The organism is Xanthomonas sp. F1, from assembly GCF_014199855.1.
On the sequence record NZ_JACHOK010000001.1, the window covers coordinates 58,212 to 75,992 of the forward strand.

General features: G+C 69.3%; 18 protein-coding genes. 9 read left to right on the forward strand and 9 right to left on the reverse strand.

Translation table 11 applies throughout. From position 1 onward, the window contains the following. Positions 1-3 precede the first annotated feature (3 nt). The gene (locus GGR71_RS00270; RefSeq protein WP_160956992.1) at positions 4-444 is read left to right on the forward strand and encodes a carboxymuconolactone decarboxylase family protein; all 441 of its coding nucleotides are present in this window, start codon (positions 4-6) and stop codon (positions 442-444) included. 272 nt (positions 445-716) lie between these two features. After that, positions 717-1,619 carry a dimethylarginine dimethylaminohydrolase family protein gene (locus GGR71_RS00275; RefSeq protein ID WP_160956993.1) on the forward strand — a complete coding sequence of 301 codons (903 nt, stop codon included), beginning with the start codon at positions 717-719 and terminating at the stop codon, positions 1,617-1,619. 544 nt (positions 1,620-2,163) lie between these two features. Here the strand turns inward: GGR71_RS00275 and GGR71_RS00280 are convergent. Next, positions 2,164-2,424: a hypothetical protein gene (locus tag GGR71_RS00280; protein ID WP_160956994.1), complete on the reverse strand. Its 261-nt coding sequence runs from the start codon at positions 2,422-2,424 to the stop codon at positions 2,164-2,166. 149 nt (positions 2,425-2,573) lie between these two features. On the opposite strand from GGR71_RS00280, the gene GGR71_RS00285 reads away from it, so the two are divergent. The 3 genes from GGR71_RS00285 to GGR71_RS00295 all read left to right on the forward strand — a co-directional run bounded on the left by GGR71_RS00285 (position 2,574) and on the right by GGR71_RS00295 (position 5,765). Next, the gene (locus GGR71_RS00285) at positions 2,574-4,457 is read left to right on the forward strand and encodes an ABC transporter ATP-binding protein (RefSeq protein WP_160956995.1); all 1,884 of its coding nucleotides are present in this window, start codon (positions 2,574-2,576) and stop codon (positions 4,455-4,457) included. A gap of 25 nt (positions 4,458-4,482) precedes the next feature. Beyond that, the gene (locus GGR71_RS00290) at positions 4,483-4,881 is read left to right on the forward strand and encodes a hypothetical protein (RefSeq protein WP_160956996.1); all 399 of its coding nucleotides are present in this window, start codon (positions 4,483-4,485) and stop codon (positions 4,879-4,881) included. Between the two features lie 104 nt (positions 4,882-4,985). Continuing rightward, complete coding sequence (locus GGR71_RS00295; protein ID WP_160956997.1) at positions 4,986-5,765, forward strand: ferredoxin--NADP reductase; 780 nt, start codon at positions 4,986-4,988, stop codon at positions 5,763-5,765. A gap of 255 nt (positions 5,766-6,020) precedes the next feature. Here the strand turns inward: GGR71_RS00295 and GGR71_RS00300 are convergent, their stop codons facing one another. Beyond that, positions 6,021-6,512: a glutathione peroxidase gene (locus GGR71_RS00300; protein WP_160956998.1), complete on the reverse strand. Its 492-nt coding sequence runs from the start codon at positions 6,510-6,512 to the stop codon at positions 6,021-6,023. A 325-nt stretch (positions 6,513-6,837) separates the two neighbouring features. On the opposite strand from GGR71_RS00300, the gene GGR71_RS00305 reads away from it, so the two are divergent. Next, positions 6,838-9,024 (forward strand): M3 family metallopeptidase, encoded by a 2,187-nt coding sequence (locus GGR71_RS00305; protein WP_160956999.1) that lies wholly within the window; start codon positions 6,838-6,840, stop codon positions 9,022-9,024. A gap of 185 nt (positions 9,025-9,209) precedes the next feature. On the opposite strand, the gene GGR71_RS00310 is transcribed toward GGR71_RS00305, so the two are convergent. Further along, on the reverse strand, positions 9,210-9,995 hold the full coding sequence (locus GGR71_RS00310; protein WP_160957000.1) for a hypothetical protein: 786 nt from the start codon (positions 9,993-9,995) through the stop codon (positions 9,210-9,212). A gap of 104 nt (positions 9,996-10,099) precedes the next feature. After that, positions 10,100-11,368, reverse strand: a complete 1,269-nt coding sequence (locus GGR71_RS00315) for a S8 family serine peptidase (RefSeq protein ID WP_456362559.1) — start codon at positions 11,366-11,368, stop codon at positions 10,100-10,102. Positions 11,369-11,476: 108 nt separating this feature from the next. On the opposite strand from GGR71_RS00315, the gene GGR71_RS00320 reads away from it, so the two are divergent. Next, a complete protein-coding gene (locus tag GGR71_RS00320) occupies positions 11,477-12,010 on the forward strand; it encodes an RNA polymerase sigma factor (protein WP_160957002.1) in 534 nt (177 codons plus the stop codon). Next, entirely contained in the window at positions 12,007-12,789 is a 783-nt protein-coding gene (locus tag GGR71_RS00325; RefSeq protein WP_160957003.1) for an anti-sigma factor family protein, read from the forward strand. The genes GGR71_RS00320 and GGR71_RS00325 overlap by 4 nt, the downstream gene beginning before the upstream one ends. A gap of 192 nt (positions 12,790-12,981) precedes the next feature. Here GGR71_RS00325 and GGR71_RS00330 read toward each other — a convergent pair whose 3' ends face one another. The 3 genes from GGR71_RS00330 to GGR71_RS00340 form a co-directional block, all read right to left on the reverse strand. After that, a complete protein-coding gene (locus GGR71_RS00330) occupies positions 12,982-13,515 on the reverse strand; it encodes a MarR family winged helix-turn-helix transcriptional regulator (RefSeq protein ID WP_160957004.1) in 534 nt (177 codons plus the stop codon). Between the two features lie 142 nt (positions 13,516-13,657). Continuing rightward, the gene (locus GGR71_RS00335) at positions 13,658-14,506 is read right to left on the reverse strand and encodes a DUF3298 and DUF4163 domain-containing protein (protein WP_184451651.1); all 849 of its coding nucleotides are present in this window, start codon (positions 14,504-14,506) and stop codon (positions 13,658-13,660) included. 88 nt (positions 14,507-14,594) lie between these two features. Beyond that, a complete protein-coding gene (locus GGR71_RS00340; RefSeq protein ID WP_160957005.1) occupies positions 14,595-14,879 on the reverse strand; it encodes a GNAT family N-acetyltransferase in 285 nt (94 codons plus the stop codon). A 216-nt stretch (positions 14,880-15,095) separates the two neighbouring features. Here GGR71_RS00340 and GGR71_RS00345 point away from each other — a divergent pair, with 216 nt between their 5' ends. Next, positions 15,096-15,302, forward strand: coding sequence for a hypothetical protein (locus GGR71_RS00345; protein WP_160957006.1), 207 nt, complete (start codon positions 15,096-15,098; stop codon positions 15,300-15,302). 156 nt (positions 15,303-15,458) lie between these two features. Here the strand turns inward: GGR71_RS00345 and GGR71_RS00350 are convergent, their stop codons facing one another. Together GGR71_RS00350 and GGR71_RS00355 are read right to left on the reverse strand one after the other, a co-directional pair. Further along, the gene (locus GGR71_RS00350) at positions 15,459-16,094 is read right to left on the reverse strand and encodes a rhomboid family intramembrane serine protease (RefSeq protein ID WP_048492192.1); all 636 of its coding nucleotides are present in this window, start codon (positions 16,092-16,094) and stop codon (positions 15,459-15,461) included. Positions 16,095-16,102: 8 nt separating this feature from the next. Next, positions 16,103-17,659 (reverse strand): POT-type proton-dependent oligopeptide transporter, encoded by a 1,557-nt coding sequence (locus tag GGR71_RS00355; protein WP_184451551.1) that lies wholly within the window; start codon positions 17,657-17,659, stop codon positions 16,103-16,105. Between the last annotated feature and the right edge of the window lie 122 nt (positions 17,660-17,781).

Here is a 17,781-nt window from a genome sequence, read left to right on the forward strand (position 1 = left end):
GCCATGCACTTCCATCGTATCGACTACACCCGCCACGAACCCGAGGCGTTCCGCGCGCTGCTGACCGCCAGCCAGCACGTGCACGACGGCGCGCTGGGCAGCGCCCTCACCGAACTGGTGTTCCTGCGCGTCTCCCAGCTCAACGGCTGCGCCTACTGCATCGACATGCACGCCACCGCCCTGCGCAAGGCCGGCATCGAGCCGCGCAAGCTCGACACCCTCGCCGCCTGGCGCGACAGCCGCTTCTTCGACGCCCGCGAGCGCGCCGCGCTGGACTGGGCCGAAGCGCTGACCACGCTGCCCGCCGGCGCGCCGCCGCAGGCCGTCTACGACGCACTGGAGGCGCAGTTCGATCCGGCCGGGATCAGCGCGCTGACCATGGCCGTGGCCGTGATCAACGCCTGGAACCGGCTGGGCGTGGGTCTGCAGCCGGCGCTGCCGTAAAGGCGCTGCGCGCCGGGATTGGGGATTGGGGATTGGGGATTCGGAGGCAGGATCGCGCAACCGGCGGGATGCATAGCGCTTCCGAATCCCGAGTGCTGGCAGTTGGACGTACTACCCACACGCCAACGCCAGGCAGCCCCCCCCCCAGCGCGCGCGGTTCTGCTTGCACGAATCCCTAATCCCGAATCCCCACTCCCGCCACCAGTCCACCGACATGTCCTCGCAACACGCCACCGCTAGCGTGGCGCGCATCCCAGACGCGGAGCGCGCGCATGATCGAGAACGTCCTTGCTGTCGGCCTGGCCGACGAGACCGACCTGGCCCTCGCTTCCCCCGAACCGCAGACACGCGCCGGCGCCAGCCACCGCCATCGCCTGCTGATGTGTGCGCCGCAGCACTTCGCGGTGGACTACGTGATCAACCCCTGGATGGAAGGCAACGTGCACGCCGCCAGCCGCGAACGTGCGCAGGCGCAGTGGAATGCGCTGGTGGCTGCCGCCGAAGCGGCAGGTGCACGCGTCGAGTGCATCGCTGCCGCGCCGGGCCTGCCGGACATGGTGTTCAGCGCCAATGCCGGCCTGGTGCTCGGCGACCGCTTCGTGCCCAGCCGCTTCCGCCACGCCGAACGCCGTGGCGAGGAAGCCTTGTTCACCGCCTGGTGCCGCCAGGCCGGCCTACGCATCCACGCATTGCCCGAGCAGGTGTATTTCGAAGGCGCCGGCGATGCGCTGCTTGACCGCGGCGCGCGCCGGCTGTGGATGGGCCACGGCCACCGCAGCGACCTGGCCGCCGCGCACGAACTGACCGATCTGCTCGACATCGAGGTGGTGCCGCTGCGCCTGGTCGACGCGCGCTTCTATCACCTGGACACCTGCTTCTGTCCGCTGCGCGACGGCTACCTGCTGTACTACCCGGCCGCGTTCGACGCCGACGCGCAGCAGGCGATCGCCCAGCACATCCCGGCCTCGCGGCGCATCGCGGTCGGCGAGGCCGATGCCCTGGCCTTCGCCTGCAACGCGGTGGACCTGGACGACACCCTGCTGCTCAACCGCGCCTCGCCCGAGCTGTGCGCCGCCCTGGCCGCGATCGGCTACCGCGTGGTGCAGACCCCGCTGGACGAATTCCTCAAGGCCGGCGGCGCCGCCAAGTGCCTGACGCTGCGGCTGGACGAATAAGCCGAAGAGGCTCCCGCGCGCCGCAGAATCAGCCCCTCTCCCACCGGGAGAGGGGTTGGGGTGAGGGTACGGCCGCCATGGAACGCCTGCCGGTAGCAAGCATTTCGCGGCTTCGCCCTTACCCTCATCCGCCCCTTCGGGGCACCTTCTCCCGCAGGGAGAAGGGAAGCGCTAGCCCCTAGGGGTCGGGGTGAAGATACGGCCGCCATGGAACGCCTGGCGGTAGCAAGCATTTCGAGGCTTCGCCCGTGCCCTCATTCGCCCCTTCGGGGCACCTTCTCCCGCACGGAGAAGGGAAGCGCCAGCCCCTCTCCCACCGGGAGAGGGGTTGGGGTAAGGGTGCGGCCGCCATGGAACGCCTGGCGTTAGCAAGCATTTCGAGGCTTCGCCCGCACCCTCATCCGCCCCTTCGGGGCACCTTCTCCCGGCGGGAGAAGGAAAAAGCGCTAGCCCCTCTCCCACCGGGAGAGGGGTTGGGGTGAGGGTGCGGGCCGCCGCATGACCCGGCCGCCGCGCCGGACAGGCCTGCCGCAACCCGCATCCATCAGCACAGACTGAGCACCGCATCGAGCACATCGCGCCACAACTGTTGGAGGTCGATGTCGCCGCGCCCACCGCACAAGCGAAACAGGCTGTAGCCGATCGCGAAAGCGACATACGACAGCGTCAACACCAATACGGCGGCGTTACCCCACAGCAGCAGCGCGGTGGCCACCAGGGCGAAAATCGTGCAGCCCAGCAGTTCGCGCCACGACGGCATGTGCGCACGCAGGCGGGCGAATGCAGGCGCGGCAGGATCGGACATGACAACGGCCTCGGCTGGACATCCACGATGCTAAGCCACTCCTCGCCTTCAAACATCGCGCGCCAGCCACCGGCGTCAGCACCGGTGCAGCCTCCATCCCGGCGCAGCCCACACTCCCCGCCCACACCCGCCCCCGGCACAATGCGCCGATGGCATCCACCTCCCCTTCTCATGGCGGCGCCCGCGCCGCCTCCCGCACCGGCCCGAGCCTGCGCGAACGCTTCGACGCGATGCGCAACCTGCCGCCGTTCCTGCGCCAGATCTGGCAGACCAGCCGTTGGCTGACCCTCAGCAGCATCGGCCTGCGCGTGATCCGGGCGTTGCTACCGGTGGCCTCGCTGTACGTCGGCAAGCTGATCATCGACGAGGCCATCCACCTGGTCGGGCAATCGCCCGGCTTCGATTCGCTGGGCCAGGCCCTGGCCAGCGGGCGCCTGAACCGGCTGCTGGAACTGCTGGGCCTGGAGCTGGCGCTGGCGATCGCCTCGGACCTGCTCGGGCGGCTGGTCAGCTATGCCGACACGCTGCTCTCGGAACTGTTCAACAACACCACCAGCGTGCAGTTGATGGAGCACGCCGCACAGTTGGACCTGGAGGATTTCGAGGATCCGGAACAGCAGGACCGGCTCGACCGCGCGCGGCGCCAGACCATGGGCCGCATGAACCTGATGAGCCAGTTGTTCGGCCAGGTGCAGGACGCGATCACCGTGGTCAGCTTCGCGGTCGGCCTGCTGGTCTACGCGCCGTGGCTCATCGCCCTGCTGGCGGTGGCGCTGGTGCCGGCCTTCATCGGCGAGGCGCACTTCAACGCGCTGGGCTACTCGCTCAACTTCCAGTGGACGGCCGAACGCCGCCAGCTCGACTACCTGCGCCAGCTCGGCGCCAGCGTCGAGACCGCCAAGGAAGTGAAGATCTTCAACCTGCACAATTTCCTGATCACACGCTACCGCGCCCTGGCCGACCGCTACTTCCAGGCCAACCGCGCGCTGGCACGCAAGCGCATGCTGTGGGGCACCGTGCTGGCGGCGCTGGGCACGCTGGGCTACTACGGCGCCTACGGCTACATCGCCTGGCGCACCGTGCGCGGCGACTTCAGCATCGGCGACCTGACCTTCCTGGCCGGCAGCTTCCTGCGCCTGCGGCAGTTGCTGGAGGGCCTGCTGATCGGCTTCTCGCAGGTGGCCGGGCAGGCGCTGTACCTGGACGATCTGTATTCGTTCTTCCGCATCATCCCGGAGATCCGTACCCGCCCAGGCGCGGTGCCGGTGCCGCGGCCGATCAGGCAGGGCTTCGTGTTCGAGAACGTCGGCTTCCGCTATCCGGACGCCGAACAGTGGGCGGTGCGGCACCTGGACTTCGCGCTGCGCGCCGGCGAGGTACTGGCCCTGGTCGGCGAGAACGGCGCCGGCAAGACCACCCTGGTCAAGCTGCTGGCGCGGCTGTACGACCCGGACGAGGGCCGCATCCTGCTCGACGGGCGCGACCTGCGCGACTACGACCTGGACGACCTGCGCGCCAATCTCGGGGTGATCTTCCAGGACTTCGTGCGCTACCACTTCAGCGCCGGCGAGAACATCGGCGTCGGCCAGGTCGACGCGCTGGACGACGCACCGCGGATCCGCGCCGCCGCACAGCGGGCGATGGCCGCCGAGTTGATCGACGGCCTGCCGCAGGGCTACGCGCAGGTGATCGGGCGCCGCTTCAAGACCGGCGTGGACCTGTCCGGCGGGCAGTGGCAGAAGATCGCCATCGCCCGCGCCTACATGCGCGACGCGCAGGTGATGATTCTCGACGAACCGACCGCCGCGCTAGACGCGCGCAGCGAGTTCGAGGTCTTCCAGCGCTTCAAGGAACTGTCCGACAACCGCACCGCGGTGCTGATCTCGCACCGCTTCTCCAGCGTACGCATGGCCGACCGCATCCTGGTCCTGGCCGACGGCCGGATCGAGGCCAGCGGCACCCACGACGAACTGATGGCGCAGGGCGGCCGCTACGCGGAGCTGTTCGAACTGCAGGCCGCTGGGTATCGTTAGCCCGTCCGCCGCTTCCGACACCGCCATGCTCCGCACCCTGTCCTGCCTGTTCGCCGCCGCCCTCGCCGTCCCGGCGCTCGCCGCTCCCGCCGTGGACACGCCGGCGCCTGCCGACTACGCCGCAGCCAAGGCCCTGGCCGACCGCGACGAAGCCAGCCTGCCGGCAGCCATGCAGGAACGCCTGCAGACCCTGCAGCGCGCGGCCCTGGACGAAGGCGTGGCCAGTTGCGCCACGCCGCGCCCGGACACCTCGCCGTTCACCGTGGTGGTGCAGGTGCAGGCCGACGGCAGCGTCGGCGCCAGTTGGCGCAACGGCACCACCCCGCTGGCCCTGTGCCTGGAGCGCTTCCTGCGCCAGCGTCCGCTGCTGGCGCCGCCGCAGGCGCCTTTGTACCTGTCCTACGAGGTGTCGTTCGAGAAGTGAGCCGGATCGCCGCGGTCGGCACCAGGCCACAAATGAGATTTGATCTCATTTGAACCGGCATGGGGTAGAATGGCAGCTGTTCCTTCCCCATCACGATCAACGGCATGTCTTCCGCTTTTGGCCCCGAAACGGTGCTCGATGTCCGCCACTGGACTGAGGACTACTTCAGCTTCACCACCACCCGCAACGACGGCTTCCGTTTCGACAACGGCCAGTTCGTGATGATCGGCCTGGAGACGGAGACGCGGCCGCTGTTGCGCGCCTACTCCATCGCCAGCGCCAACTGGGAAGAGCAACTGGAGTTCTTCAGCATCAAGGTGCCGGATGGCCCGCTGACCTCGCGCCTGCAGCACATCAAGCCCGGCGATTCGGTGCTGGTCGGCAAGAAGCCCACCGGCACGCTGCTGATCAGCGACCTGTACCCGGGCCGCCACCTGTATCTGCTCGGCACCGGCACCGGCCTGGCGCCGTGGCTGTCGGTGATCAAGGACCCGGAAACCTACGAACGCTTCGACAAGGTGATCCTCACCCACGGCGTGCGCTTCGAGAAGGACCTGGCCTACCGCGACTATTTCGAGAAGGAATTGCCGCAGCACGAGTTTCTCGGCGAGACCATCCGCGAGAAGCTGCTGTACTACCCGGCGGTGACCCGCGAGGACTTCCGCAACCGCGGCCGTCTCACCGAGTTGCTCGAGAGCGGCGAGATGCAGCGCACCCTCGGCCTGCCGCCGCTGAACCCGGAACACGACCGCGCGATGATCTGCGGCAGCCCGCAGATGCTGGCCGATCTGCGCCACACCCTGGACGCCGGCGGCTTCGTCGCCTCGCCGCGCATCGGCTCACCGGGGCATTACGTGTTCGAGCGCGCGTTCGTCGAGAAGTGACGCCGCAGCCCTGCTCCCGTCGCAGGAGCGGCTTCAGCAGCGACGGACTTGACCGGTAACGCGCATCGCGGCTGAAGCCGCTCCTACCGACATAAGCGACACGGCGGCAGGTCAAAGCGAAATAGTGGCGAACTCTTTTGTGGGAGGGACTTCAGTCCCGACGCGTTCGAGTTAAAGGCGTCGGGACTGAAGTCCCTCCCACAATGGCAAGCATCCCGGCATTCGGGACCACGCCGGGAATTCCCGGCCGAAGCGTTATCCCAATGCCCGCTCGATATCGGCAGCCAACGCTTCGGGCTTGTCGGTCGGCGCATAGCGCGCCAGCACCTGTCCGTCGCGGCCGACCAGGAACTTGCTGAAATTCCACTTGATCGCGGCGATGCCGAGCAGCCCGGATTTCTGCTGCTTGAGCCAGCGCCACAGCGGGTGCGCGCCGTCGCCGTTGACCTGCACCTTGGCGAACATCGGGAAATCGACGTCGTAGCTGAGCGAACAGAACTGGCGGATCTCCGCGGCATCGCCGGGTTCCTGATGGCGGAACTGGTCGCAGGGAAAACCCAGCACCACCAGCCCGCGCTCGCGATAGCGCTGCCACAGCGCCTGCAGCCCGGCGTATTGCGGGGTGAAGCCGCACTTGGAGGCGACGTTGACGATCAACAGCACCTTGCCGGCGTACTCGGCGAGCGGCTGCGCCTGCCCGTCCAAGGTGGTCGCGTTGAAGGCATAGGCAGTGGTGGACGTGTCCATGGGTCCTCGTGACGCGGCGCGCCGCTGCGGCGCTGGTTCGACGCGATGCTACGCGGTGGCCGCAGGCGTCGCCAGCGGACCGTTCCCCGCGCGCAAGCACGCATCGCCGACACCCGCGCGGGCAGGACATCACACTGCCGACGCCTCCCATGCAATCGCCGGCGCCGCCGCGCAGGCGAGCGAACTGCATCAATGTTCACGCCAGATGCCGCAAAGCCCCGAGAAACAAGCACCTATGCTGCAGCGCGCCCATGGCTTTCGTCACGGGTCACGCCTGCCGGCCTGGGGTAGCCTGCCCGATCACCATGATTGCGGATACCGCTTGATGACCTCTCGCCTCGCCCTTGCCCTCGCCGCCACGCTCGGACTCGCCATGCCCGCCTACGCCGCTCCGGCCACCACGCCCACCGCTGCAACCGCCGCCACGCAGGCCAACCCGTTCTTCGCCGAAAGCCCGTTGCCGCTGCACTACCCGCAGTTCGACAAGATCAAGGACAGCGATTTCGCACCCGCGTTCGAGGCCGGCATGGCGCAGCAGCTGAAGGAAGTGCAGGCCATCGCCGATCAGACTGCCAAGCCGACCTTCGACAACACCATCGTGGCGATGGAGAAGAGCGGGCAGATCCTGGACCGCGCCACCACCGTGTTCTTCAACCTGGTCGGGGCCGACACCAACGACACGCGCAAGCAGCTGCAGGCCGAGTACGCCGGCAAGCTGGCCGCGCACCGCGATGCGATCGCGCTCAACCCCACGCTGTTCGCGCGCATCCAGACCCTGTACGACACCCGCAACCAGCTCGGCCTGGACGCGCAGGGCGTGCGCCTGGTCGAGAAGTACCACAGCGACTTCGTCCGCGACGGCGCCAAGCTCAACGACGCCGACAAGGCCAAGCTCAAGGCGATGAACGCCGAACTGGCCGAACTGGGTACCAAGTTCAGCCAGAACGTGCTGGCCGAAGTGAACGCCGCGGCGGTGGTGGTGGACGACGTCAAGCAGCTCGACGGCCTGTCCGATGCGCAGATCGCCGCCGCCGCCGAAGCGGCCAAGGCGCGCAAGCTCGACGGCAAGTATGTGATCGCCCTGCTCAACACCACCGGCCAGCCGCCGCTGGCCCAGCTCAAGGACCGCGCCCTGCGGCAGAAGATCTACGAAGCCTCGGTGTCGCGCGGCAGCCACGGCGGCCCGTACGACAACACCGCGCTGGTGTCGCGGATCATGACCCTGCGCGCCGAGCGCGCCAAGCTGCTCGGCTACCCGAACCACGCCGCCTACTCGCTGGAAACCCAGACCGCGAAGACCCCCGAGGCGGTCAACGCCATGCTCGGCAAGCTGGCGCCGGCCGCGGTGGCCAACGCCAAGCGCGAGGCCGCCGACCTGCAGGCGATGATCGACCAGGAGCAGAAGGCCGCCGGCAAGCCCAGCTTCAAGCTCGAGGCCTGGGACTGGGCCTACTACACCGAGAAGGTGCGCCAGGCCAAGTACGACTTCGACGAGGCCCAGCTCAAGCCCTACTTCGAACTGAAGAACGTGCTGGAGAACGGCGTGTTCTACGCCGCCAATCAGGAGTACGGGCTGACCTTCAAGCAGCGCACCGACCTGCCGACCTACCGCGACGACGTGCTGGTCTACGACGTGTTCGACGCCGACGGCAGCCAGCTGGCGATCTTCATCGCCGACATGTACGCGCGCGAATCCAAGCGTGGCGGCGCCTGGATGAGCTCCTATGTGTCGCAGTCGGCGCTGACCGGCGACAAGCCGGTGGTCGCCAATCACCTCAACATTCCCAAGCCGCCGGCCGGCCAGCCGACCCTGCTGACCTGGGACGAAGTCACCACCGCGTTCCACGAGTTCGGCCATGCGCTGCACGGCATGTTCTCGAACGTGAAGTACCCTTACTTCTCCGGCACCAGCGTGCCGCGCGACTTTGTCGAGTTCCCCTCGCAGGTCAACGAAATGTGGGCCGACGATCCGGCCATCCTCAAGCACTACGCCAAGCACTACCAGAGCGGCGCGCCGATGCCGCAGGCGCTGCTGGACAAGGTGGTGGCCACCGCCAAGTTCAACCAGGGCTTCGCCACCACCGAGTACCTGGGCGCGGCGATGCTGGACCAGCGCTGGCATCAGCTCAGCGCCGGCCAGGTGCCGCCGGCCTCGGGCGTGATGGACTTCGAGGCCAAGGCGCTGGCCGCCGACGGCATCGCCTACGCGCCGGTGCCGCCGCGCTACCGCACGCCATACTTCAGCCACATCATGGGCGGCTACGCGGCCGGCTACTACGCCTATATCTGGTCCGAGGTGCTGGACGCCAACACCCAGCAGTGGTTCAAGCAGCACGGCGGGCTGAGCCGTGCCAACGGCGACCGCTTCCGCAAGACGCTGCTCTCGCGCGGCGGCAGCGTCGATGCGATGCAGTTGTTCCAGGACTTCGCCGGGCACGCACCGCAGATCGAGCCCCTGCTGGAGAAGCGCGGCCTCAACGCCACGCCGGCGGCGACGCCGAGCGCCCGCTGAGGCGCGCCGCGGCACGGCCCATGCGGCCGTGCCGCTACCCACGGTCAGGGTGACAACGCAGCAACACACACCCGCGACCAATCGCGTGACGCAAACGCACGACGCCCGGCTCTACCGGGCGTCGTGTTTTTCAGCCTGCAATCTCCATGGCGACGCGCGATGCCTCGCGCGTGACCGCAAGCGGCTTACTGGCCGTTGCCGGAGGCATCGACGCCGACGTCCAGCGCCGCCGCGCCACCGGCCTGCCCTTGCGCGTGACCGTTGCCGGCCTGCGCACCGCCCTGGCCCCCTGCACCCGCCTGGCCGGACACCGACCCGCCACGCGTGCCCGCGCTGTGCGATGCGCTGCCGCTGGCCGCGCCAGTGGCATTCCCGCTCCCGGACAGCGCAGGCACCGCGGGCAGGTCAGCAGCGCTGGCGGCACCGTTGCTGCCGCCGTTGCCGGCCGCGCTCGCCGCACTCGTGCCATTGCCGGTCATGCCGTTCACTGCACCGGCGGCATTGCCAGCCGTCGACAGCGCCGTAGCTGGATTGGCTGCGCTGGTCGCCGCGCCGAGCGCACCATTGGCCTGGCCCGTCGCGCTACCGGCCGCGCCACGTGCTGCCGCACTGCCGCTGGCGGCGGCGTTGCCGGCCAGCGTGCGGCCCTCGTTCACCGCAGTGCCCGCGGTCTGCACGGCGCCGTTCGCCGCGGCCTCGCCACGCGCCGCCGCCCGCTGCGCGGCCATCCGCGCGCGCTGCGACGACTGCTCGATGCCGCTGCGCGCACGATCCAGCGGAACCCCGGCATCCAGGCGGCCTGCGCCCATCCCGTTGCCGCCGAGGCTGCCGCCCCCCAGGCCGCCCAGGGTGCCGTTGACGGCACCACCGACGCTGCCCGCACCGCCCAGCACCTGCGCGCCGGCCACGCCCGGGGTCAGCGCCACCGTCGCCACCAGCACCGCGCTCGCCAACAGAGTCTTGCCGTTCATCGCGTTCTCCTCGTGTCGCCGCAGGCCATCTGCGGCTCTCATGTCTCCCTACGAGTCGAACGGCGCGGAACATCCCAAGCGGAAGGCGCGCAGACAGAATGCGTTCAGCCGCCCGGCGCGCGCTGCAGCGCCAGGTCCGCGCCGAGCAGGCCGGCGCCGTACACCGGATCGGTGCCGGGCGCACCGAGATCACGCGCCTGCGCCTGCAACTGCGCGCGCATCTGCGCGGCCGCCTGCGGATCCGGCTGCGGCAAGGCCTGCGCCGCCAGCCGCGCCACCAGCGGTGCGGCGAAAGACGTGCCGCGCTGCGTCTGCCAACGGCCCTGCGGCGCCGCGGCGATCAATTCGCCGACCGCGGCGAAGGCGACCTGCGGCCCTCTTCCTGCCTCCGGCAACACCCGCGCGCGCGCATCCACCGCGGTGACGCCGATCACCCCGGGATAGGCCGCGGGATACAGCGGCGGTGCCGCCGGGCCGTCGTTGCCGACCGCCGCGACCAGCACGTGGCCGCGCGCGAGCATGCGCTGCACGGCGAGCTGCAAGGCGCGGTTGGGGCCGCCGATCAGGCTGATGTTGATCACCGGCACCTGGCGCTGCGCCATCCACGCCAACGCGCCGACCAACTCCACCACGGTGCCGCCGTCGGCCTGCCCGCAGTAGATGTCGGCCGCATACAGCGTGCGCGCGAACGGCCCGTGCGCCACCGCGCGTCCGGCCAGCAGCGAGGCGACCGCGGTGCCGTGCGGCTGCGCGCGTACCTGCCCGTCGCAGCCCCATGTTTGCACCTGCACGCCAGCCAGTGCCGGATGCGCCGCGTCCACGCCGCTGTCGATCAGGCCGACCACGAATCCGCCGGTCGCCGCACCGACGGCTGCCGGTGCCGCGGATGCGCTGGCGGGTGCCGGCGGCGTCGCCGCCGATCCGCTGTAGACATGGTTGTAGTCGTAGTCGCCCTGCGGATCGCGTTCGCGCAACTGCTGCAACGCGCGGCGCGTGGACAGGCCCGACGGCACCTGCAACACCACCAGGCGCAGGCCGAATTCGCCGAAGCTGCGCTGCTCCAGCACCGCGAAGCCGGCTGCCTGCGCAGCCTGCAGCGCGGCCGGGTCCGGCTCCAGCGCCACCACCTGCCCGCGCATCACCACGGCGCCGGCCTCGTCGCGCTCCAGCCCGCGCGGATCGCTGCGCAGCAGCGCCTGCAGGCGTTTCAGGCGCAGCCGTTCGAGATCGCCGCGCGCGTCCTGCAGCGACTGTCCCAACCGGTTCACACCACCCTGCATGCCCTGGGTGACGTCCTGCACCAGTCCGCCCGCCGACGGCAGCGCCAGCTGCGCCAGCGCCGGTGTCGCCACCGCCAGCCATGCCACGGCCATCCAACGCATTCGCCTGCCCGCTGCCATGCCCCGCTCCGTCGCCCGCCCCTGTTGGCGTGCCACACTAATCCCGCCATCCCGACCCGCGATGAACGCCGCGCCGCGCCCATGGAAGAAACCCCCTCCGCCGAACGTATCACCGACATGTACGCCGATCCCGCGGCCGCCGTCGGCGACGGCATCTGTACCCTGCTGCCGCAGCTGCGGCGCTTCGCACGTGCCGTCGCCGGCCATCGCGAGGATGCCGACGACCTGCTGCAGATCGCGATCGAACGCGCGCTGCGCCGGGCCGGGCAGTGGCGGCCGGAGACGCCGCTGCAGTACTGGTTGTACGGCATCATCCGCCACGCCTGGATCGACGAGGTGCGGGCGGAGCGGCGACGCCGGCAGGTGTTCGTCGATGCCACCGAGGGCGAGCATGTCGGCGACACGCCGCTGGAGCGGCAGCAGGACTGGATGGCGGTACAGGCCGCGATGGCCGGCCTGCCCGAGGAACAACGTCTGGCGATCGCGCTGGTGCTGATCGAAGGCCTGTCCTACAAGGATGCCGCGGCGGTGCTGGAGATTCCGCTGGGCACACTCACCAGCCGGCTCGCGCGTGGGCGCGAAGCCCTGCAGGCGTCACTGGAGGCGACCGCATGAACACCACGATCGATTCACTCACGCTGCAAGCCTACGCCGACGGCGAACTGGACACGGCACAGACCGCCCAGGTGGAAGCGGCGCTGCGCACCGACCCGCAACTGGCGCAGGCCCTGGAGCGGCTGCGCAGCCTGCAGGCGCGGCTGCGTGCCGGCTTCGCGCCGGTGCTGGACGAACCGATACCGGCGCGCCTGCTCGCCGCGGCGCGCGCACGGCCGGCCGACGCGCCCGGCCAGGACACCGCTATCGCAGCGCTGCCACCCTCGCCTGTCCATGCAACGGGGCAGGCAAGCCGGCCGACGCCGCTGCGGCCACGCGCGCGCCGCCGTTGGGCGCTGCCGGCGGCCTTGGCCGCGGCACTGCTGCTGGGACTGTGGATCGCGCAGCGGCAATTGCCGCAGGGGGCCACACCGGGTCCGACGGTCGCGGCAACCCAGGGTGGCATCGCCAAGGGCGCATTGGCGCAGGCGCTGACGCAGCAATTGTCCGGACAGACCCGGGCCGGCGTCCGCATCGGCCTGAGCTTCCGCGATCGCGACGGCCATTACTGCCGCACCTTCGCCTTGCCGCGCGCCAGCGCCGGCCTGGCCTGCCAGCGCGACGGCGCATGGCGGGTGGAACTGCTGGCGCCCGCCGCCGCGGGCGGCGGCGACAGCGGCATGCGCATGGCCGCCAGCCCGATGCCGGCCGCGGTGCTGCAAGCGGTGGATGCGCGCATCGCCGGCGAGGCGCTGGATGCCGACGGCGAGCAGCGCGCGCGTGCGCGCGGCTGGCGCTAGCAACAGCCCGATGCCCTGCCCGCTTCGGAATGGACAACGCGCCTTGGCGCACCGCCGAAGCGCGCCGGAACGCGTACCTTAGGAGCGGCTTCAGCCGCGACGAGCGTTTCCCATAAGCCCGTCGCGGCTGCAGCCGCTCCTACAGCACATCGCCTCAAGCGCGATGCGCGGACGCACCTTTTCGAGATGCCCTCAGGGCAGCGCAGCCTGCGTCTTCGACTCAGCGGCAGCGTCGAGGCCGTCGATGCCGGCCAGCATCTTCTTCAACAGCATCTCCAACTGCTGCTGCTCGCCGGCATCCAGCGCCGCGGTCTCGGTGTCCAGGAACGCGCAGACGTCCGGCAGCAGCCGCTCGATCAGGGCGATGCCGTCCGGCTGCAGGGTCAGTGCGACCTTGCGCCGGTCGTCCGGACTGGCGGTGCGCGACAGCAGTCCCTTGCTGCACAGGCTGTCGGTGAGACGGGTGATGTTGGCCGGCTTCTCGCTGGCGGCCTCGGCCACCTCGGTGGGGGTGATGCGCTGCTCGGGCGTGCCGTACAGCATCATCAGGATCTCGTACTCCGGCGGGCTGATGCCGTAGTCCTTGAGCATGCCGCAGGCATTGGCGTGCACGCGCTTGTAGAGATGCTTGACCAGCCGCACCAGGACGGCGGGCTCGCGCGGGAAGGCCGGATAGCGCGCGCAGGTATGCGCCACGCGCCGCTCGGTCTGATCAAAACTGCCCATGAGACATCGATTGCAAGTGGGGTAGCCGCCAATGCTACCCATTGCGCATCGTCCCGACGAGGGCATGCGTTGCGTTCCCGCATGCTGTCGACACGGTGCACCGCACGCCGACGCCGACGCGCGATGGCGCGCCGGTCGCTGATCAGGCGGCGAACAGCGGCGCGTACTCCGGCGCCACCAGCTCGCGCAGTACGCTGGCCGGCACGTCCACCGTCTGCGTGCCATCGGCATACGGCCCCACCTGGTACGGCGGGAATACGAAACGCAAGGCGGTGATCTTGCCCGCCGCGTCGACCAGCGGCTGGAACTGACTGAAATTGCCGGGCTGCGGCTCGGTACCTTCGGCGATCATCTTGCTGGCGCTGCGCACCTGCTCTTGCTGATCCTCCGGCGGCACCTGCTCGGCATCCACCCGCGTCTGCACCGCCTGGCGCAGCTGCGCGGCGACATAGCCGGCCACCTGCTTCCAGTGCGCCGCATCCGGGATCAGCGTCTCGGCGGTGAGCATGCGCTGCTGCTGCGGCAGCCACACCCAGCGCGCCACCAGCGGTTCGCCATGGGCACCGCCGGTATAGCGGCTGCCGTCGGCGCTCAGCGCGACCAGGTCCGGACGCTCCAGCAGCATCTCGAACTGCAGCGAAAGTTCATAGGGCGCGCGCGGGCGATCGTTGCCGAGCCCGTCGACCGCTTCCATCAGCTCGCTGCGCGCGCTCTGCGCATAGCGGTTGGCCGCGTCGGCCAATCCCGGATAACGGTTGATCGATGGCGGGAAGGTGATGCCGACCACATAGCTGGGGCTGTGTTCGACGATGTCCTTCAGTTCCGGTGGCGTGGTCTGCGCCGGCTCCGGCGCCGCAGGGGCGGTGGCCTGGCTTTGTGCCGGTGCCGCGGCAGGCGCCGGTGCGGCGGCCGGTTCCTCGCGTTTGCAGCCGGCCAGTGCCAGCGCCGCCGCGACCGCCAGTGCCGTCCATGCCAGCCGCCCCTTGCCCATCGTCTCTGCCCTGCTCACGTCGACTGCCCCTGTTCCTGCGATGCCTGTGGAGTGGCGCGCATTATCGCGCCGTTGCGATGCCGCGCGCTCAACCGAGCAGCGCGGCGTACTGCGGATGCCGCTGGAGGAACACCGCCGCGTACGAACACGCCGGCACCACCTTCCAGCCTTGCGCCTGCGCATGGTCCAGCGCGGCGGTGACCAGCTGCGCCGCCAGGCCGCGGCCGCCGATCGGCGCCGGCACCTCTGTGTGGGTGATGACCATGCGCCCTTGTTCCAGCACGTAGTCGAGTTCGGCGTGGTGGCCGTCGACCTCCAGGGTGAAGCGCCGCTGCTGCGGATCGTGCGCGATCGGAACGTTCGGTGCGGACATGGAGAGCGGCGTGTGTCACGGAGTACGCAGTGTCCGCTGCGGCTTGACGTGGCCATGTGAAGCACCTGCCCCACCGCGTCACACCGCCGACGCGGCGCGTCAGCTGCCTGTCACTCAAGTCGTGCCGCGCGCGGCCGATAACGCCAGGACAGGACGAAAACCTGGCATGGGAGTTGCAACTCCCATCACGCAACGATCCAACAGGGAGTCACGCGCATGAGCGAGAACGAGAACAAATACAGCCAGGGCGACCACAACGCCTCCCTGCTGGAAGGGCTGTTCCAACTGTCGGTCAGCGGCGACCACCATGGCGGCGAGTTCCAGCAGCTCGACGACGAGGTCTACCAGCGCCTCAAGGTCACCTACGAGAACGCCGCCATCGGCAGCGCCAAAGTGCAGCTGCGCGGGCAGCAGACCCGCTGAGCGTCGACGGCGGCCGAACGGGTCTCCGCAGCCAGCCCATGCGCGATGCGTTCGTCCACGGCCGCATCGACGCCGTAGCGTCCATCCAACACATCAATCCGACAAGTGCCGATCGCGCGGCGCCGCACTCCCGTGCAGGCGCCGCGACGTCATGGATCAGCCGCGCCCGAAGCGCGGGTTCGCCAGCTCGCCCAGGAAGTGCTGGAACACCGACGGTTCCATGATCAGCAGGAACATCACGCCGAACGCCGCGCCGGCCAGGTGCGCGCTGTGGTTGACGTTGTCGCCGCCGCGGCGGTCCATCCAGATGCTGTAGCCGACGTAGAACACGGCATAGAGGATGGCGGGAATCGGAATCGGGATGAAGAAGAAGAAGATGCCGGTCCACGGCGCCATCAGGATGAAGGCGAACAGCACCGCCGACACCGCGCCGGACGCGCCCAGGCTCATGTAGTTGGGGTTCTTCTGGTTCTTCAGGTAGCTGGGCAGGATCGAGACCACCAGCGCCGCCAGGTAGAACAGCGGGTACACCAGCATGTTGCCGGTCAGCCGCTCCATCAGCACCTCGATCGGGCCGCCGAAGAAGTACAGCGTGACCATGTTGAACAACAGGTGCGGGAAATCGGCATGGATGAAGCCGTAGGTCACCAGCCGGTCGTACTGCTTGTGGCGATCGACCGCCGGCGGCCACAGGATCAGCCGGTCGAGCAGCCGGCGGTTGTTGAACGCCGCCCACGACACCAGCACGGTGAGGACGATCAGGATCAGGTTGACGGGGGTGACGGAGGGCATGCGGGGTCTCAGACGGGGCGGTAGTGGTCGACCATGCGGTAGCGGCGCGCGTACAGCCCGAACAGCAGTGCGGCGACGAACGCGAAGGCGGCGAAGAAGAACATCAGGAACGCGGTCTCGCTGAGCCCGGTGCTGCCGATGTGGGCGGTGACGCGGTCATTGCGCACCGCCGCGTTGGACAGCAGCACCCACAGGTTGCCGACGGTGGTGGTGAGGTTCCAGAAACTCATCACCACGCCCTTCATCGACTGCGGCGCCTGGCTGTAGGCGAACTCCAGGCCCGTGGCCGAGACCAGCACCTCGCCGAAGGTCAGCAGCGCATACGGCAGGATCTGCCAGGCGATGGACAAGGCGTCGCCGCCGTCCATCATCACCTGCAGGCTGCCGACCACGATCCAGGCCAGGCCGCTGAAGGCGATGCCGGCGGTCATCCGCCGCAGCGCGGTCGGCTCGTAACCGCGCCGGCGCAGCAGCGGGTACAGCACTAGGTTGTTGAACGGGATCAGCAGCATCACCAGCGCCGGATTCAGCGCCTGCATCTGCGAAGCGCTGAACCACGCCGGCATCTGCATCTGCTGGCCCTGCAGCACCCAGGTCGAGGCCTTCTGGTCGAACAACGAGAAGAACGGGGTGACCAGCGCGAACACCACCAGCACCCGCAGCACTGCGCGCACGCCGTCCACCGCGGCGTCCGGATGCACCGCGCGGGCGCGCTCCAGTTGCCACCAGGTGCCGCCGCCGATGCCGGCCAGCAGCAGCACCAGCGCCAGACATAGGCAGATCACCAGGCCCAGCGTCGGCACCAGCGCGAAGGTGCCCAGCGCCAGCAGCACCGCCACGCCGGCCAGGGCCAGTCCGGGACGCCCCTGCCCCGGCGCCTGCAGCAGCAGCGCGGTGCGCACCACCTGGGCGAAACCGTGCGGATCCTTGGGCGGCAGCGGCACGCGCACGTAGCGGTGGCGCCCGGCCCAGAACACCAGGGTCGCCACCAGCATCAGGATGCCGGGGATGCCGAACGCCCATGCCGGCCCCAGGTTCTTCAGCGCCAGCGGGATCAGCAGCGAGGCGAACAGCGAGCCGAAGTTGATGATCCAGTAGAAGGCGTCGAACACCACCTTGGCCAGGTGCTTGTTGCCCTGGTCGAACTGGTCGCCCATGAACGAGGCCACCAGCGGCTTGATCCCGCCCGCGCCCAGCGCGATCAGGCCCAAGCCGAGGAAGAAGCCGGTGCGGTGGCCTTCGAACAGCGCCAGGCACAGATGCCCGACACAATAGATCAGGCTGAACCAGAGGATGGTGCTGTACTTGCCGAAGAAGCGGTCGGCCAGCCAGCCGCCGAGCAGCGGGAAGAAGTACACGCCGATCATGAAGCTGTGCATGATGTGCTTGGCCTCGGCCTCGCGGCCGGGCGCGGTCACTTCCTGCAGCAGCAGCGAGGTGATCAGGAACTGCACCAGGATGTTGCGCATCCCGTAGAAGCTGAAGCGCTCGCAGGCCTCGTTGCCGATGATGTACGGAATCTGCCGCGGCATGCGCGCAGTGGCGCGCTCTTGCGCCGCGCTCATGCGGCGTCCCTCGTGGTGGCTTGGCTGCTCACGGGCCCTCGTCCAGGCAAAATTTTCAGAAGGTTACCCGATCGTTCCGGCGAATCGAACCGCCAGGGCGTGTCACCCATTCCCGAGTATGC

Coding starts and splice junctions, on each gene's coding strand:
- GGR71_RS00335 (WP_184451651.1), bottom strand. CDS start 14,506: ATGGGCAAGGGGCGGCTGGCATGGACGGCACTGGCGGTCGCGGCGGCG.
- GGR71_RS00285 (WP_160956995.1), top strand. CDS start 2,574: ATGGCATCCACCTCCCCTTCTCATGGCGGCGCCCGCGCCGCCTCCCGC.
- GGR71_RS00330 (WP_160957004.1), bottom strand. CDS start 13,515: ATGGGCAGTTTTGATCAGACCGAGCGGCGCGTGGCGCATACCTGCGCG.
- GGR71_RS00290 (WP_160956996.1), top strand. CDS start 4,483: ATGCTCCGCACCCTGTCCTGCCTGTTCGCCGCCGCCCTCGCCGTCCCG.
- GGR71_RS00310 (WP_160957000.1), bottom strand. CDS start 9,995: ATGAACGGCAAGACTCTGTTGGCGAGCGCGGTGCTGGTGGCGACGGTG.
- GGR71_RS00280 (WP_160956994.1), bottom strand. CDS start 2,424: ATGTCCGATCCTGCCGCGCCTGCATTCGCCCGCCTGCGTGCGCACATG.
- GGR71_RS00315 (WP_456362559.1), bottom strand. CDS start 11,368: ATGGCCGTGGCATGGCTGGCGGTGGCGACACCGGCGCTGGCGCAGCTG.
- GGR71_RS00295 (WP_160956997.1), top strand. CDS start 4,986: ATGTCTTCCGCTTTTGGCCCCGAAACGGTGCTCGATGTCCGCCACTGG.
- GGR71_RS00275 (WP_160956993.1), top strand. CDS start 717: ATGATCGAGAACGTCCTTGCTGTCGGCCTGGCCGACGAGACCGACCTG.
- GGR71_RS00325 (WP_160957003.1), top strand. CDS start 12,007: ATGAACACCACGATCGATTCACTCACGCTGCAAGCCTACGCCGACGGC.
- GGR71_RS00355 (WP_184451551.1), bottom strand. CDS start 17,659: ATGAGCGCGGCGCAAGAGCGCGCCACTGCGCGCATGCCGCGGCAGATT.
- GGR71_RS00305 (WP_160956999.1), top strand. CDS start 6,838: ATGACCTCTCGCCTCGCCCTTGCCCTCGCCGCCACGCTCGGACTCGCC.
- GGR71_RS00340 (WP_160957005.1), bottom strand. CDS start 14,879: ATGTCCGCACCGAACGTTCCGATCGCGCACGATCCGCAGCAGCGGCGC.
- GGR71_RS00350 (WP_048492192.1), bottom strand. CDS start 16,094: ATGCCCTCCGTCACCCCCGTCAACCTGATCCTGATCGTCCTCACCGTG.
- GGR71_RS00270 (WP_160956992.1), top strand. CDS start 4: ATGCACTTCCATCGTATCGACTACACCCGCCACGAACCCGAGGCGTTC.
- GGR71_RS00320 (WP_160957002.1), top strand. CDS start 11,477: ATGGAAGAAACCCCCTCCGCCGAACGTATCACCGACATGTACGCCGAT.
- GGR71_RS00300 (WP_160956998.1), bottom strand. CDS start 6,512: ATGGACACGTCCACCACTGCCTATGCCTTCAACGCGACCACCTTGGAC.
- GGR71_RS00345 (WP_160957006.1), top strand. CDS start 15,096: ATGAGCGAGAACGAGAACAAATACAGCCAGGGCGACCACAACGCCTCC.